At 43.1% G+C, this 16796-nt stretch carries 14 protein-coding genes; 9 read left to right on the top strand and 5 right to left on the bottom strand.

Translation table 11 applies throughout. The annotated features are described in order from the left end of the window. Positions 1 to 307: 307 nt before the first annotated feature. On the top strand, positions 308 to 2980 hold the full coding sequence (locus EJN84_RS09650) for a calcium-translocating P-type ATPase, PMCA-type (RefSeq protein ID WP_129595230.1): 2673 nt from the start codon (positions 308 to 310) through the stop codon (positions 2978 to 2980). 174 nt (positions 2981 to 3154) lie between these two features. Here EJN84_RS09650 and EJN84_RS09645 read toward each other — a convergent pair whose 3' ends face one another. Both EJN84_RS09645 and EJN84_RS09640 read right to left on the bottom strand, forming a co-directional pair. Next, the gene (locus EJN84_RS09645; RefSeq protein ID WP_129595229.1) at positions 3155 to 4051 is read right to left on the bottom strand and encodes a DMT family transporter; all 897 of its coding nucleotides are present in this window, start codon (positions 4049 to 4051) and stop codon (positions 3155 to 3157) included. Between the two features lie 58 nt (positions 4052 to 4109). Beyond that, the gene (locus EJN84_RS09640) at positions 4110 to 5132 is read right to left on the bottom strand and encodes a phosphotriesterase family protein (RefSeq protein WP_129595228.1); all 1023 of its coding nucleotides are present in this window, start codon (positions 5130 to 5132) and stop codon (positions 4110 to 4112) included. Between the two features lie 191 nt (positions 5133 to 5323). Between EJN84_RS09640 and EJN84_RS09635 the strand changes: the two genes are divergently transcribed. The 3 genes from EJN84_RS09635 (at position 5324) to EJN84_RS09625 (ending at position 8975) form a co-directional block, all read left to right on the top strand. Then, positions 5324 to 5932 carry an IMPACT family protein gene (locus tag EJN84_RS09635; RefSeq protein WP_129595239.1) on the top strand — a complete coding sequence of 203 codons (609 nt, stop codon included), beginning with the start codon at positions 5324 to 5326 and terminating at the stop codon, positions 5930 to 5932. 116 nt (positions 5933 to 6048) lie between these two features. Further along, positions 6049 to 8430, top strand: coding sequence for a type I DNA topoisomerase (gene topA / locus EJN84_RS09630; RefSeq protein WP_129595227.1), 2382 nt, complete (start codon positions 6049 to 6051; stop codon positions 8428 to 8430). Between the two features lie 47 nt (positions 8431 to 8477). Beyond that, entirely contained in the window at positions 8478 to 8975 is a 498-nt protein-coding gene (locus EJN84_RS09625; protein WP_129595226.1) for a GNAT family N-acetyltransferase, read from the top strand. A gap of 21 nt (positions 8976 to 8996) precedes the next feature. On the opposite strand, the gene EJN84_RS09620 is transcribed toward EJN84_RS09625, so the two are convergent. The 3 genes from EJN84_RS09620 to EJN84_RS09610 form a co-directional block, all read right to left on the bottom strand. Further along, positions 8997 to 9554, bottom strand: a complete 558-nt coding sequence (locus EJN84_RS09620) for a chromate transporter (protein ID WP_129595225.1) — start codon at positions 9552 to 9554, stop codon at positions 8997 to 8999. A 1-nt stretch (position 9555) separates the two neighbouring features. Beyond that, positions 9556 to 10101: a chromate transporter gene (locus EJN84_RS09615; protein ID WP_129595224.1), complete on the bottom strand. Its 546-nt coding sequence runs from the start codon at positions 10099 to 10101 to the stop codon at positions 9556 to 9558. 379 nt (positions 10102 to 10480) lie between these two features. Then, a complete protein-coding gene (locus tag EJN84_RS09610; RefSeq protein ID WP_101486056.1) occupies positions 10481 to 11836 on the bottom strand; it encodes a TrpB-like pyridoxal phosphate-dependent enzyme in 1356 nt (451 codons plus the stop codon). A gap of 376 nt (positions 11837 to 12212) precedes the next feature. Here EJN84_RS09610 and EJN84_RS09605 point away from each other — a divergent pair, with 376 nt between their 5' ends. The 5 genes from EJN84_RS09605 (at position 12213) to EJN84_RS09585 (ending at position 16791) form a co-directional block, all read left to right on the top strand. Continuing rightward, positions 12213 to 12812: a TetR/AcrR family transcriptional regulator gene (locus tag EJN84_RS09605; protein WP_129595223.1), complete on the top strand. Its 600-nt coding sequence runs from the start codon at positions 12213 to 12215 to the stop codon at positions 12810 to 12812. 19 nt (positions 12813 to 12831) lie between these two features. Then, positions 12832 to 13578: a 3-oxoacyl-[acyl-carrier-protein] reductase gene (gene fabG, locus EJN84_RS09600; protein WP_129595222.1), complete on the top strand. Its 747-nt coding sequence runs from the start codon at positions 12832 to 12834 to the stop codon at positions 13576 to 13578. Between the two features lie 81 nt (positions 13579 to 13659). Further along, complete coding sequence (locus EJN84_RS09595; RefSeq protein WP_129595221.1) at positions 13660 to 14373, top strand: RluA family pseudouridine synthase; 714 nt, start codon at positions 13660 to 13662, stop codon at positions 14371 to 14373. Positions 14374 to 14740: 367 nt separating this feature from the next. Then, on the top strand, positions 14741 to 15226 hold the full coding sequence (locus EJN84_RS09590) for a SixA phosphatase family protein (protein WP_129595220.1): 486 nt from the start codon (positions 14741 to 14743) through the stop codon (positions 15224 to 15226). Between the two features lie 44 nt (positions 15227 to 15270). Continuing rightward, positions 15271 to 16791, top strand: a complete 1521-nt coding sequence (locus tag EJN84_RS09585; RefSeq protein WP_129595219.1) for a M28 family metallopeptidase — start codon at positions 15271 to 15273, stop codon at positions 16789 to 16791. The last annotated feature ends 5 nt before the right edge of the window (positions 16792 to 16796 follow it).

Here is a 16796-nt window from a genome sequence, read left to right as displayed (position 1 = left end):
AAGTCGAACACGATTATATCGGCCGAAAGTTAGCAAAAACAGGCTTAATTGTGAAAATTGCATCGATGTTAAATAATTATGTTGTAGAACATATTGTTCGAAAATTTATCCACTCCTCAGCTAATAATATCGAATAGAGTGATGAGGGAAGTGATTGCATGATAGATTGAAACAGTATTTGTTGTTTGATGATGATAATGCTGTTGTCTCAAATATACTTTACCTTCAAAAACATTTCGAAATTTCGTTTGTTAAACTATGAATAAAAAAAATAGGTGTTTTGTCTTAGAGCATAAATGTTTGAAAAATGACGAGTTTTTACAATCAATCCATCGAAGAAATACTCAAGAACTTTTCTGTTGCGCCGGAAGTTGGGCTTTCGGAAGAAGAAGTAGAAAAACGAAAAGAAAAATTTGGTCCGAATATATTGAAGGCTACCCAACAAAAATCGCTTTGGGACATTTTTCTGGAGCAGTTTAAGAGCAGTATGGTGGTTATCTTACTGGTTGCAGCCATTATTTCAGGTATTGTCGGAATGACCAATGGCGAGGGTCTTATCGATACATGGGTAATTCTTGCTATCCTGATCGTCAATGCGATTATCGGTGTGGTTGAGGAAAGAAAAGCTCAATCGTCGCTCGAAGCTTTGAATAAAATGAGTGCGCCGCATACGAAGGTGCTGAGAAATGGTGAAGTGACCGAAATTCCATCGACTGAAGTTGTGCCGGGAGACATCGTGGTTTTGGATACGGGAGATATTGTTCCTGCAGACATGAGGCTGATTGAAGCAGTGAATTTGAAGATTCAAGAGTCGGCTCTCACGGGGGAATCCGTTGCGGTAGAGAAGGATACAATGACACTCGAAGGAGGAGATATTCCACTCGGTGATCGGAAGAATATGGCTTATTCGACAAGTATTGTAACCTACGGAAGAGGAAAAGGGGTTGTAGTGAGCACGGCAATGGAAACCGAAGTGGGAAAGATTGCCCAAATGCTGCAAAATGCAGGAGAAACCGAAACCCCAATGGCAAAACGATTGCAGCAGCTTGGCCGAATTTTGGGTTATGTTGCGATTGGAATCTGTGTGGTGATTTTTGCCGTAGGCGTTATTTATGGACACGACTGGCTCGAGATGTTCATGATGGCTGTCAGTTTAGCAGTTGCAGCCATTCCTGAAGGTTTACAAATTGTTTCCACCATTGTGCTTGCCATTGGTGTTCAACGCATGGTAAAACTCAATGCAATCGTTCGTACACTTCCTTCAGTAGAAACATTGGGGAGCGCAACTGTTATTTGCTCGGATAAAACGGGGACGCTGACACAAAACAAAATGACCGTAGTAGAAGGATGGGCGGGAGGCAATCGAATTGATTTCAGAAATCTCCACTCACCCGAAGATATTGACGATGATACACAAACATTGCTAATTTCTTCTCTTTTATGCACTGATGCCCATCTGAAGATGTTGCCTGACGGTACTCATCAAAATTCGGGTGATCCTACCGAAACCGCTATTGTGGATGTGGCGCTGCAACTCAAAATGAATAAAAACGAAAAAGAGAAGCAATTTCCTCGTGTGGGAGAAGTGCCTTTTGACTCTGAACGCAAGCGTATGACAACGATTAACAAACTGAACGATCATACGCTTCGTGTGAATGTTAAAGGAGGAACTGACGAAGTTTTGGAGGTGTGTACGCGGATTCTTATTCAAGGTGAGGTACGTCCTATCTCAGAAGAAGATAAAGAAAATATTCGCGAAAAGAATATCGGCATGGCCAAATCGGCTCTGAGGGTATTGGGTGTGGCTTACAAAGATATTGATGCTCTTCCCAAAGAGGTTAATGTGGATACAATAGAAAATGATTTGATCTTCGTCGGTTTGTTAGGAATGATTGATCCGGCTCGTCCCGAAGTAGTTGAAGCCGTGAAGCGGTGCAAAACGGCCGGCATACGCCCGGTGATGATCACAGGCGACCACAAGGTGACGGCTATGGCAATTGCGGAAGAAATCGGAATTTATTCGGCGGGCGATAAAGCTGTGACGGGAAATGATCTGGATGCGATGAGTGATGAAGAACTGACTCAAAACGTGTATAACCTTTCGGTATATGCAAGAGTTGCACCCGAACATAAGGTACGAATAGTGAAAGCATGGCAGGCCAATGGTGAAATAGTGGCCATGACAGGCGATGGAGTAAACGATGCGCCTGCGTTGAAACAAGCCGATATCGGGGTTGCAATGGGAATTGTAGGGACAGAAGTAGCCAAAGATGCTTCAGATGTCGTCCTAACCGACGATAATTTTGCCACCATCGTGGGCGCCGTGGAAGAAGGACGTCGCATTTACGACAATATCCTGAAAGCAATACAGTATCTGCTTTCATCGAATGTCGGCGAAGTGCTGGCTATCTTTATTGCTTCGATTCTGAATTTGGGTAATCCGCTCACACCTATTCTTATTCTGTGGATCAATTTGGTTACCGACAGTCTTCCTGCTTTGGCGCTGAGCATGGATCCGGCCGAAAAAGATATTATGACACGACGTCCGCGAGATCCGAAAAAAGGATTTTTCACCAAAGGAATGTCGTGGCGAATTATTTATCAAGGAATAACTATCGGCATCATTACCCTTTTTGCCTACTTAATCGGATTTCGCGATGGGGGACAGCAATTGGGACAAACGATGGCATTTGCAGTTCTGGGCTTCGCTCAACTTTTTCATGTGCGCAATTTGCATTCAAACAAACGATCAACATTTACTTCCAATCCACTGCACAACCCGGTACTCATTGGAGCAAGTGCCATTGCGGCGGCTCTCATGTTTGCAATTCTATTGATTCCGGGAGTGATGAAGATTTTCGGTATTGTTCCTATGGACGATATCCACTGGATTTATATTTTCGGATTGTCTCTTGTCCCGATTGTGGTTGTCGAGATAGTGAAGCTGTTGGGTATCAATCATTCGAAGGATGAATATTGATATTTTGTGTTTTCAATTAAAAAACCTTCATGTGTTTGATTACAATTTGTTTTGGATGAATATGAGGGAAAATGTTAGAATGCGCATAAATGCTTATCTCATATTGCATTCACAACCGGAAGAACAGCCCGATTGATATCGGATTTTACATTTTTGGTTCGAGAAGCGTCGGTTTTAGATTTTTTTGCTCATTCTCTTCCCGATATATTCATTGAAAAGAAGTCCTCCTACGATGAGAGCTAAGCCGATATATGTTGTGGGGTAAATGCTTTCGCCTAAAATCAAGTGTATTATAAAAAGCGACAGAAACGGAGAAAGATAGCACAAATGATTGATGAGTGCAGGATTGTCGGTTTTCTTCAATGCTATTCCGAAAAAAATGAAAGGGATGGTCATTTCGAAAAGCCCTGAATATACCGCAGCTAAAACACCCTGCAACGAAGAAATTTCGATTTTCATAAACGGCGCAATCATCAACAAATAGATAGTTCCGAAAAAGAAATTGAGAAATAAACTCATGATCTGATCGGTTTCGGCATTCATCCTGTTTATAAGCCAGTAGGTTGCCCACACAAAAGCACTCCCAATGCCTAACGTAAGACCGAGCACCGAAAGGCCGACTCCCGTTAATTGTCCCGGACCTACAGAAATTACCGCAACTCCGGCTAATGAAATCGCCATACCGGCAAATTTGAAAGCGGGGATGCGCTGTCGCGCGAAAATGGCCAGCATTACCGAAAGCACCACCGGCCACATATAATTGATGGGTTGCGCAATCTGAGCCGGAAGCAATTCGTATGATTTGAACAAAACCAGATAATACATTGTAGGGTTGAGCATCCCTGCAATGGCAAACATTCTCCATTGTCCTCTATTGACCGAGCGAAGCAAAAACCATCTCTTTCGAAAGGTGAGAATAATTGCGAATGCGATCAACGCCGTGAAGGAGGCAATCAGAAGCAATTCGTAATAAGTAAGGCTCGATAGAGCCAGTTTAAACGCCGATGCTACGGTGGCCCAACTCAGAACGGTTATGGAAACGTAAAGAATAGCCTTGTTATTGTCTTTCACGTGGGAAATTGAAATGTTTTATTTCGTAAAATTCCACGAAAGTAATAAAAATAAATATTCAGAAGGTGTTTTGATTTTCAATTTTCCTTACCCTTACTTCAAAAGCTCTTGCAGGGTTTTCCACCAAAAGAAGGTTTATTTTTTCTTCCGAAAACCCTTGTTCACGCATCAGGGGAACAAGTTTGGTGAATAGCGTGGTGAATCCTCTGAAATCACCGCCATCGGGTTTTGCGGGATCGAACCACCCTGCATCGTGCGAAAGCAGTATCCGATGAAAACAGCCACGTTCATCCAAATACCGGATGGTGGATAAAACTTCATCGATATTGTCCGTAGATATATTATCCAAACTGATCCATGCACCTTTCGAGGCTGCTCCAGCCAATTTCGACCTGTCCGTCTCGTTTTGTGCATGCACCCAGATAAATGCATCGGGCGATACGCCTATGCTTTCGAGAATTTCTATCTGCTGAAAAGCAAGGATATACGGTCCCGTATGAGAAGCAATCACCAAACCGGTTTTCAGATGTGTCAGGCCGGCAGCTTTGATGAGCGTTTGATGAAACGACGAAAGCGAATCGCCATCGACTCCGATCTTTATAAAACCCGGTTTAATGCCACTTTCGTCAATGCCGTTCTGCCATTCGGCAACCCAAATATCGGACAATTCCTCTGCAGATTTTTTCTGAAGAGACGAGGGAACGAACTTATTATTTCCGGCTCCGTAATATCCCGTGTTCGTGATAATATTCAGTCCGCTTTTATCCGACAATGTTTTAAGAAGCAGCGGATCCCGTCCTAAAAATTCGGGCGTGCATTCCATAAAGGTCGTGCATCCCAAATCTTTAATTTCTTGCAGAAATGGAAGAACTTTGTCGATAACCTCGTTTTTGTTATACATGGAAACGCTAAAACTATCTGCGCCGACGAAATCGACCAACACATGCTCGTGTGTGAGTGTTAGACCCATTTTAGAGGAAGAAATTGGGCCATTGACAGTCATGATAATTCCGTTTTTCTTGCTTTCGCAACTTTGAAATAGCAGGAAAATTGCGGGAATGATAAAAATAAATCGATTCATGGATATGAATTTGTTGATGCATTCTGTATTTTCAGCCCTAAAAATAATGAAAACGCTGATTCTTTGGATGGCTTTATCGAAAAAATATGACCGAATTAACCTTAATCGCCAATTCTGCGAATCTTAATCCGGCAATTAATTTTGTACTTTTGTTGTTCGGAATGCAACATGCAGAGACCATTCAAAAGTCAATGACAGATACTTATCTCACCATCGATCAGTCGGGCGAAGCCATCGTAACCGAAAAGAAAAGCAAATTTTTGTCGTTTGCCTATCATGTGGAATCGGCAGATGAAGCAAAGCAAATGATCGAATCGGTTCGAAAAAAATATTACGATGCGCGTCACGTTTGTTGGGCATATATGCTGGGCCGGGAGCGTACCGATTATCGATCGAACGATGACGGAGAACCGTCCGGAACGGCAGGCCGACCCATTCTGGGTCAAATCAATTCGGCAGAATTAACGGATGTTCTGATTATTGTGGTTCGATATTTTGGCGGTACGCTTCTTGGAACTTCCGGACTCATCAAGGCATATCGTGAGGCAGCCGCTTCGGCTATAGCCAATGCACAGATTGTGCAGAAAACGGTGGACGACGTGCTGCACATCCGTTTCGGCTACGACTTGCTGAACGAGGTGATGCGCGTCCTCAAACAATTTGACGAAGTTCAGTGGGAACAGCAATTTGCCGAAGATTGCCGCATGCAATTACGCATTCGCAGATCGCTTTCACAGAAGCTTTTGTCAGATCTGTCGGCCATTTATGGTGTGGAAGTGCTGAGCCCGACAAATGAATAGCTTTGAAATCGAATATTTTACTTAATTATCGAAAAATTAGGTGCGAATAACCCAAAATTACTACTTTTGCACCCGAAAGCAGCATAAACTACTTGTAAAAAAGAAAAAGGAATCGAATGGCAAAAAATTTGGTAATCGTAGAATCCCCCGCAAAAGCAAAGACTATCGAAAAATTTTTAGGAAAAGATTTTCACGTCATGTCGAGTTACGGACACATTCGCGATTTGAAGAAAAAAGATTTCAGCATTGACATCGAACATCAATTCACACCAATATACGAAATTCCCGCCGATAAAAAAAAGGTGGTTTCCGAACTGAAAGAAGCGGCCAAAAATGCCGACACTGTATGGCTCGCATCCGATGAAGACCGTGAAGGAGAAGCCATTTCGTGGCATTTGTACGAAGTGTTGGGATTGAAAAATAAGGATACGAAGCGCATTGTTTTCCACGAAATTACCAAACCGGCCATTCTTGCCGCAATCGAAAATCCACGTCAAATCGATCAGAATTTGGTGGATGCCCAACAAGCACGCCGTGTGCTCGACCGTATTGTAGGGTTCGAACTGTCGCCAGTGCTATGGCGCAAGATCAAACCGGCGCTGTCGGCAGGCAGGGTGCAATCGGTTGCCGTGAGGCTGATAGTGGAGCGAGAGCGTGAAATACAGAATTTCAAATCGGAAGCTACCTATCGCATTGTCGCCGTTTTCACCAAGGAAGAAGGCGGACAAACTTACGAAATAAAAGCCGAATACAATAAACGCCTGAAAACAAAGGAAGAAGCGCTGGCGTTGCTCGAGAAATTGAAATCGTCAACCTTTACCGTTGGCGACATCGTTACCAAACCGGTCAAACGTTCACCTGCACCACCTTTCACAACATCCACCCTGCAACAAGAAGCTTCGAGAAAACTCGGCTTTTCGGTTGCTCAAACCATGATGGTGGCACAACGACTTTACGAATCGGGAAAAATAACCTATATGCGTACCGATTCGGTCAATCTTTCGACATTGGCACTCAATTCGGCAAAATCCGAAATCAAAGAATTATATGGCGACCGTTATGTAAAAACGCGGCAGTTCACGACCAAGTCTAAAGGTGCACAAGAGGCGCACGAGGCCATTCGCCCAACCTATCTCAACCAACAGGATATCGAAGGAACGGCGCAGGAGAAACGTCTTTACGACCTTATCCGGAAACGTACGATTGCTTCACAAATGGCTGATGCCGAACTCGAAAAGACGACGGCCAACATCGATATTTCGAATGCCGACGGTAAATTTGTAGCAACCGGTGAAGTGGTGAAATTCGACGGTTTTCTGCGTGTTTATACCGAAGGCACCGACGACGAGGAGGCTGACAATGAAAGTGGCTTGCTTGCACCGATGAAAAAAGGAGAAGCACTTGTCATGAACGAAACCAATGCCACTGAGCGTTTCACACAGCATCCGCCACGATACACGGAAGCTTCGCTTGTGCGCAAGATGGAAGAATTGGGAATAGGACGCCCATCCACGTATGCTCCTACCATTTCCACCATTCTCAATCGCGGATATGTGGAAAAAAGGAACGTGGAAGAAGAGCCTCGAACATATAATATATTGACACTCAAAAACGGGAAAATTCAGGATGTCGTTAAAAAGGAGAAAACGGCAATCGATAAGGGAAAACTTGTGCCGACAGATATCGGCATGGTAGTGAATGATTTTCTGGTGGAATATTTTCCCTCGATTGTCGATTACAATTTCACGGCCGAAGTGGAAAAGGATTTCGATCAGATTGCCGAAGGTAAGGCAAAGTGGAACAAATCGATATCCGATTTTTATAAAGAATTTCATCCGATTGTAGAGGATACCTTGAATATGCGTTCCGAACACAAGGTGGGCGAACGCATTTTGGGTACAGATCCCAAATCGGGACGACAAGTGTCCGTCAAAATTGGTCGCTTCGGCCCCCTTGCACAAATCGGGACATCCGACGAAGAGGAGAAGCCGATTTTTGCTTCTCTGCAAAATGGTCACTCCATCGAGACCATCACGCTTGAAGAGGCCTTGAAGCTTTTCGAATTGCCCCGTCATTTAGGTGAATTTCGAGGGAAGGAAATGACTGTCGGAGTGGGACGTTTCGGCCCCTATGTGAAGCATGATGGCAAGTATGTGTCCCTTCCGAAGGAAATGGATCCGCTCAAAATTACAGCCGAAGAGGCGATTGCTCTTATCGAAGCCAAAGAACAGAAAGATCGCGAAAAAATTATCAAAACATTTCCCGAAGAACCCGAATTGCAGGTATTAAACGGTCGTTATGGCCCTTACATTTCGTTCCAAAAAGAGAATTACAAGATTCCCAAGAAAATGAATCCGTCAGAATTGACGCTCGATGATTGTCGTGCGATTATTGCCGAAGCCGGAAACGATAAGGATAAGAAGGATAAGACAACGGGAAAATCTACCAAAAAACAAACCGGAACGAAAAAAACAACCCCGAAAAAGTCGGGCAAATAAAGTTTTTAGTTCCGATATTTCATGAAATAGCAATATAACTGCAAGCTATGATTACAAACATACGTTGCACAACGATTCTCGATCTCGATCGGGTAATGCGGCTTTATGATATTGCGCGCAATTTCATGCGTTCGCAGAGTAATCATCAGCAGTGGGTCAACGGATATCCGAATGAAGCTTTTATTCGTGACGAAATAGCAGCAGGGCACAGTTTTGTTTGTGAAAACGAAAATGGACTTATTGTGGCGACGTTTTGTTTCATTATCGGTGAAGATCCTACTTATCGGAAAATATATGACGGCAAGTGGCTTAACGAAGCGCCTTATGGCACTGTTCATCGCATGGCTTCCGGCGGTGAAGAAAAAGGCGTTGCACGTTGTGTTTTTGACTGGTGTTTCAATCGGATTTCGAATGTAAGAGTAGATACGCATCGCGACAATCATATCATGCAGCATATCCTGCAATCGTATGGATTCACTTATTGCGGCATAATTTATTTAGCCGATGGATCGGAACGATTGGCTTACCAGAAAGTGCAATCCTGAAATCGCATATCGGCCATTGCATCAGTAAAGCACAAGTCCCGCAATTCCCGAAAAGACAATAAGCAAAATTGGATCGATTTTTTTGAGGGAAGCTATAAAAACTGCTGCGAAAATAATCCAGCTTTTATAATCGATGAAATTGTAGTTGTTAATCAGCATTAGCGCTGCAGCAGCAATCAATCCGATGACCCCCGGTTTCAAAACCGAGAGCGAAGCGCGCATCCATTCGTTGTTGCTAAGTCGGGCAAAAAAAGCACAGACGATGGTCATGATGATAATCGATGGAAGACTGACGGCCAATGTACTAATGGCCGACCCGATAATTCCCTGAAAATTCGAAAATCCGAGATTTGTAACACTCGCGTAACCGATATAGGTGGCCGAGTTGAAAGCAATAGGTCCCGGAGTGGTTTGCGAAATGGCTACGATATCCGTAAAATCGGCTACCGAAATCCAATGATGGGCATCCACTATTTCGTGTTGGATCAAAGGCAACATGGCATAGCCTCCTCCAAAACCGAACAATCCGATTTTGAAAAATGAAATAAAAAGGCTCAGATACAATTCGATCAGTTGCATATTATCGGAGAGTGCGTTTGATTCGAGCAAAATGCAGTAAGCCCAACGCGATGCATACCATTACGATATATATGGGCGATATATGTAAAAGCCAAACACAGATGGCTACCGCGGCCGGAATCCAGATGTTCTTTCGAGTTACGCCGGCCGATTTTCCAAGTCCAAGTAGCGGTGCGGCTATGAGAGCAACAACAGCGGGTCGAATGCCTTTGAAAATACGTTCGATGTAAGGATTTTCTTTAAATTGGGTAAAAACGATTGCAAGAAACAATATAACGATGAACGAAGGCAATATAATACCGGCAGCGGAAAACAAACTTCCTTTAAATCCGAGCCGTTTATTTCCTACGAACAACGCCGTGTTTAGAGAGATTGGGCCCGGCATGGATTGAGCAATAGCCAACATGTCCATAAACTCATTGTCGTCAAGCCAAGTTTTCTTTGAAACCACCTCGTTGCGAATGAGGGGTATCATGGCATAGCCACCTCCAAATGTGAAAGCGCCAATTTTAAAAAAAACCACAAACAATTCCCAGTATCGTTTCATAAGTTTTTTGCTTTAATAAATAATGGAAAAGCAGACGGTGAAAGAATCAATCTCTTCTCCATCTGCTTTTTATAGGGAGCCGCACTGGTGGAATAAGACGAAACTCCTTATTACAGGATTTGAGTGTCTCGCTATCTTTGTAATCCGCCGTTCCGATCAATCGGAATACCCGAAGGCGCGGCCCGCCATTGATAACGAAAACTTGTCTCGGTCTTTAGAATATTATTGATGAGTTTCCCAATCGACCAATGCGGCAATAACTCATTCAACGCTTTTGGTACTCCAAAGATAAAACCTTAAATCGGGAAAAACAAATTTTATCGGCATTTTTTCAAAATAAAAAACGACAGATTTCTTCGTCCTATTATTTGACACGAAGTTATGCCAACATTTCCAGGTTTTTAGCAATCTCTTCGTCACTCACTTCGTGATTGATCAAGTCGCCGGCCAAATACTGGTCGTAAGCACTCATATCAATCAACCCGTGTCCGGAAAGATTGAAAAGGATTACTTTCTTTGAACCTTCTTCTTTGGCTTTCAATGCTTCGTTGATAGCAGCGGCAATCGCATGAGTGGATTCGGGAGCAGGGATGATCCCTTCGGTGCGGGCAAAAAGAATTCCGGCCTCGAATGTGTCGAGCTGTTCGATATCCACTGCTTCGATAAGATTATCGATGAGCAGTTGGCTTACGATGCTTCCGGCTCCGTGATAACGCAATCCGCCGGCGTGGATGTTTGCCGGAGCGAAATTGTGCCCAAGCGTGAACATCGGGATAAGCGGCGTATAACCAATTTCGTCGCCAAAATCGTATTGAAAGCTTCCACGTGTGAGTTTTGGACAGGATGTTGGTTCGGCCGCAACAAAACGCGTGTTTTTTTCACCCTTCAGTTTATGGCGGAGAAATGGAAACGAAATTCCCGAGAAATTGGATCCGCCGCCAAAACATCCGATGATTACGTCAGGATATTCGCCCGCCATTTCCATTTGCTTTTCGGCTTCCAATCCGATGATGGTTTGATGAAGTGACACATGATTGAGCACGCTGCCCAGTGCATATTTGCAATGCGGTGTCTGCATAGCCAGTTCGATGGCTTCGGAAATAGCAGTTCCCAAACTTCCCTGATAAGTAGGATTATCCGTTATGATTTTGCGACCGGCTTTGGTGGACATGCTCGGCGATGCTATCACTTGTGCACCCCAGGTTTGCATGAGTGAGCGGCGATAAGGCTTTTGCTCATAGCTGATTTTCACCATATAAACGGCGAGTTCCAAACCGAACATCTTGCAGGCAAGCGCAAGAGCCGTACCCCATTGTCCGGCGCCGGTTTCGGTGGTGAGATTGGTTGTGCCGTCCAATTTGTTATAATAAGCCTGAGGCAATGCCGAATTGAGTTTATGTGAACCTACCGGACTCACACTTTCGTTTTTGAAATAGATATGAGCCGGTGTATCGAGGGCTTTTTCCAGTCCATAGGCGCGAACGAGTGGAGTAGGGCGATAAATCTTGTATTTGTCGCGCACCTCTTCGGGAATATCAATCCATGCATCGGTCGTATTCACTTCCTGACGCGAAAGTTCTTCGGCAAAAAGTGGAAACAAATCTTCGGCCTTGATTGGCTCCTTGGTTTGCGGATTTATCATGGGTTTCGGTTTGTTTTGCATTTCGGCTACAATATTGTACCACTGCGTAGGAATTTCCGATTCGGGAAGAATGAATTTTTTAGTCTTTTCCATATTATTTTTTTGAGTATTACTGTTTTTACACGACTTGTTGTGTTACCCTTAATTGTTCGGAAAAATAGGTGATTATAGTTTTTTATTTCACATAGAAATAGTCATCACGTAAATCTTCGAATAGTTTAAGATGAACTTTTGGTAAGAAAGTTTTTCATTTTTTCTTGCAAAAATAAAGCGATTTTTGGTATATCCAAAACAAGTGCGGCAAATATTTCTTTACGGATAAGACAAATGCGTCTCAAATTTTTCAAAACGAGTGATCTTCAGAAAAAATAATGATGTTCTTTTGTCGGGATTTTTTTAAAGCATATTCTTTCAGAAATGAAAACTTTATGCTAATTTTGCACACATAATCATAAATTGTGCATTTTTTGTGGCACCTACATCGAAAACAAAACGAAGTCTGATTGAGGTAGCTCGACAATTGTTCGCTAAAAATGGGGTCGAAAACACCACCATGAACGATATTGCCGAGGCATCCAAGCGTGGTCGTCGCACACTTTATACGTACTTCAACAGTAAAAATGAAATTTATAAAGCTGTAGTAGAATCAGAATTCCAGGAGCTGTATAAAAAACTGGATGAAGTGATAAAGCAAAAACTACCGGCCGACGAAAAAATTATGTTGTTTGCTTTCACTCGATTGAGTGCTGTGAAAGAAGTAGTACGCAGAAATGGCAATTTGCGGGCAGGTTTTTTTCGCGACATCTGGCGTGTAGAAAATGTGCGTAAGGAATTTGATTTGAAAGATATTCAATATCTCGAAATTATTTTGAAGGACGGATGTGATGAAGGAATTTTCGAAGTAAGCGATATTCCGCGAACAGCCGCATTGCTCCACTTTTCGTTTAAAGGATTGGAAGTGCCTATTATTCGTGGCGTACTGAATCTCAATTCCCAAAACGAGGAAGACAAGGCGCTCATTTCGAGGTTTATTTTTCGAGGACTTTACAAAAATAAATCTACATTTTAAATTTATTATAAACAAGACAATGAAATTATTGGAAGGAAAAACAGCGTTGATTACCGGAGCAGCACGAGGAATCGGAAAAGCCATTGCTCTGAAATATGCTTCGGAAGGAGCTAACGTAGCATTTACCGATTTGGCAATCGACGACATTGCAAAAGCTACCGAAAGCGAAATAGCCGCCTTCGGCGTAAAAGTGAAGGGATATGCTTCGAATGCAGCCGATTTTGCGGACACCGAAAAAGTGGTTGCTGAAGTAATGAATGATTTCGGAAGGATCGATGTTCTGGTGAACAATGCAGGAATCACACGTGACGGACTGATGATGCGTATGACCGAACAGCAATGGGATATGGTGATTAACGTGAACTTGAAATCGGCATTCAATTTCATTCATGCAATAACTCCTATCATGATGCGCCAAAAATCGGGCAGCATCATCAACATGAGCTCTGTGGTAGGCGTTTCGGGAAATGCTGGTCAGGCCAATTATTCTGCTTCTAAAGCCGGTATGATCGGATTGGCAAAATCTATTGCAAAAGAACTTGGCTCACGCGGTATTCGTGCCAACTGTATTGCTCCCGGATTTATCATTACCGACATGACAGGCCAACTTTCGGAAGAAGTTCGCAACGAATGGGCAAAACAAATCCCGCTGAAGCGTGGCGGAACGCCCGAAGATGTTGCGAATGTTGCTCTTTTCCTTGCATCCGAATTATCTTCGTATGTGAGTGGACAAGTTATTCATGTATGTGGCGGAATGAATATGTAATCAATAATCTCGATAAATAATTCGTTCGCATGAGGCACATCGATTATCTTTGTGCCTCATTTTATTTGTTATTTGCAAATCATGGACGTACTCTACGAAGACAATCATCTTATCATCGTCAATAAAGCGCCTTCTGAAATTGTACAGGGCGACAAAACAGGCGATAAACCGCTTTCGGAATCGATTAAGGAATATCTGAAAGAAAAATACCACAAACCGGGAAATGTTTTTTGTGGCGTTACACACCGTCTCGATCGGCCGACAAGTGGGGTTGTGGTTTTTGCCAAAACGAGCAAAGCCCTTTCGCGCCTGAATGAGATGTTTCGCAATGGCGAAGTGGATAAAACTTATTGGGCTGTTGTCAAAAATCGACCGCCCAAGGAAGAAGATACTTTGATCCATTACCTGATAAAAAACGAAAAGACCAACAAATCGACAGCCTACGATTCGGAAAAGCCGAATACAAAAAAAGCGATTCTTCATTATAAGTTAAGAGCAGCCTCGCAAAAATATTTTCTGCTTGAAGTTGATCTCGAAACCGGCCGTCATCATCAAATTCGTTGCCAATTGGCAAAAATAGGTTGCCCCATCAAAGGTGATTTGAAATATGGGGCTGAACGTTCCAATCCCGATGGAAGCATCAGTTTGCACGCCCGCACCATTTCTTTTGTGCATCCTGTTTCGAAGCAGCAAATCCATGTCGTTGCACCTGTTCCCAACGATACGCTATGGAAAGCATTGGAATTGTCCGTTGAAACAAATACTTCGTCAATCAAATCGGAAGAAGCGAAGTGATGATTTATATCCGAATGTTATTTTGTCAATGAATTTTCAGGGGAGTAGTGAAAGCGTTAACTGGGGGTTGCCTTGGAGTTGACTGGGAGGAGACTGGGAGTTGCGTCGGAGCTATAGCGTAGGAAGATTATGGATGGAATAGAGATAAACGGTAGGACGAATGTAGTATTGAACAGATCAAAAACAACCCCGATATCATGTATAACACGCCGAAATAGAATCATATATGATATCTGAAATAACTATTCAAGATCAAATTCAGCATTTTTCGATAAAGTCTTTTGAAAAAATTTTCAGGGTGATGTGTTGAATAGTCGGGAGAGATTCGATAAATTTTTAGTAATTTCACCGATTAATTACAAAACTGATGAAAACCCTTCTAATTCTTCGACACGGAAAAGCCGAACCACGCAATATCGATGAAAGAGATTTCGACCGAAAACTTGCCATTAGCGGACGATTGCAAGCCGAAATGACGGGAAACACCATTGCCGTTCGCGAGGGAACACCGGATCTGATTTACTCTTCGTCGGCTCCGCGAGCTTGGGAAACAGCACGTATCGTTGCGGAAAAAGTTTCGTATTCTCTCGAAAACATTCGAACCGACGGCGAATTATATATGGCTACATCATTGTGGTTAAGACATTTGTTGGGAAATATCGGTGACGAAATAATAAGTTGCATACTCGTCGGGCACAATCCGGGATTGACCGACTTAATCAACCATTTTGGCGTTCGCCTCGATCATTTGCCTACGGCTTCGGTTGCAGCATTTCAATTCAATGTCGATTCGTGGAAAGAAATTGCTGCCGAAAATGCTCATTTTCTTTGGCTGTATGTCCCCGAAAAATAACCTGTTTTCTCGCTTTTATGAATTTCACAAATCCGTTTAAATCAATGAAATCTTTGCAAAAATTACTGTTCTTATTTTTATTATCTATTGCAAGCATAACTTTTGCACAAAACAACGTTTCGCGCAAAATCATGGAATTGGGCAGAACAGACAATCGTACGATGCAACATCTCGACATACTGACAAACCGTATCGGTGGCAGGCTAATCGGATCGGATGCCTATACGAATGCAGAAAACTGGGTGGCAGGACTTTTGAAAAGCTGGGGATTGGAAGTAGAACTTGAAGAAGTGGGAGAGGTGCCCGTCGGTTTTAATAGAGGGCCCTGGTTTGGCAGAATGTATGGCGATGAAAGTATGACGCTCAATTTCGTTACACCGAGTTATACTTCCGGCACGAAAGGATTACAACGTGGGCCGGTGCTCATCGAACCAAAGTCCCGAAGAGAATTCGAACGAATGAAGGGAAAGCTCGAAGGCGCTTGGGTGCTGATAGAAGGCAAAAGTAAAGGTTGGCCAATTGACTATAGTGACAGTGGTGATTCGTTAAGAGCAGAAGTCATCAAACATAATGAGAATGCCAAAAACGATTCAGACAAAATTATGGAGCCGGCACTTTTTTACAAAGAAATGAAAGAAGCCGGCATTTTGGGCATAATTCAAGCTGCTCCTGTGCCACTCACGGCACTTTACGATCGGAAAAATCTGTCGAAAATGTCATTCGACCATTTACCCGATTTACCCGACATTAAATTGGATGAAGAACAGTATAAAAAGATTCGGGATAAAGTGGAACGACGCGAATTTGTGATGCTCGAATTCGATATTCGGAATCATTTCAAGCCGGGACCGGTGAAGTATCACAATGTGATCGGTTACATTCGTGGAGTAAAACATCCGGAAGAGTATGTAATGTCAGGCTGTCATCTCGATGCTTATGATGTCGGAAGTGGTGCAGTGGATTGCGGAAGCGGTGTAGCGCCCAATCTGGAAATGGCACGCCTGATTATGGCGGCAGGTGGCAACAAACCCGACAGAACCATCCTGTTCTGTTTTTGGGCGGGTGAGGAATTTGGCCTTTTGGGATCGAAATTTTGGGTGGAACATCATAAAGATCGATTGCCTCATATTTCGAACTACTTTAATCGGGATGGTGGTCCGCTTGCTGCATCCGGACTGACTGTGCCGGAAAATTGGTATGAAGATATCAGAAAATGTACCGAAGGCTTGGAAAATTATGATCCTCAAATCCCCTTTACGGTGGAAAAGGATTCACTACCGGCTCGAGAAATACCGTTGAATGAAGGTGGAAGCGATCACGCCTATTTTGCAATGAATGGTGTTCCAACTATTACTTTTAAAAATACCGATCCTCTTGGCACCAATTTCAGTTATCTGGAGATTTGGCATACCAATCGTGATCTTTACAACATGAGCATTCCTCATTATATGGAATATACATCGGTAACACAGGCAGTAACGCTTTATAACGTGGCAAATCTGAAACGATTGTTGCCTCGCGATCAGATTTATATTCAGAAAAAAGAATCGATGAATAGGAACTAACTGAG

It is taken from the genome of Seramator thermalis (genome assembly GCF_004138125.1).
GTDB classification, from domain to species: Bacteria; Bacteroidota; Bacteroidia; order Bacteroidales; family Dysgonomonadaceae; genus Seramator; species Seramator thermalis.
This window is presented reverse-complemented; position numbering and strand designations above follow the sequence as displayed.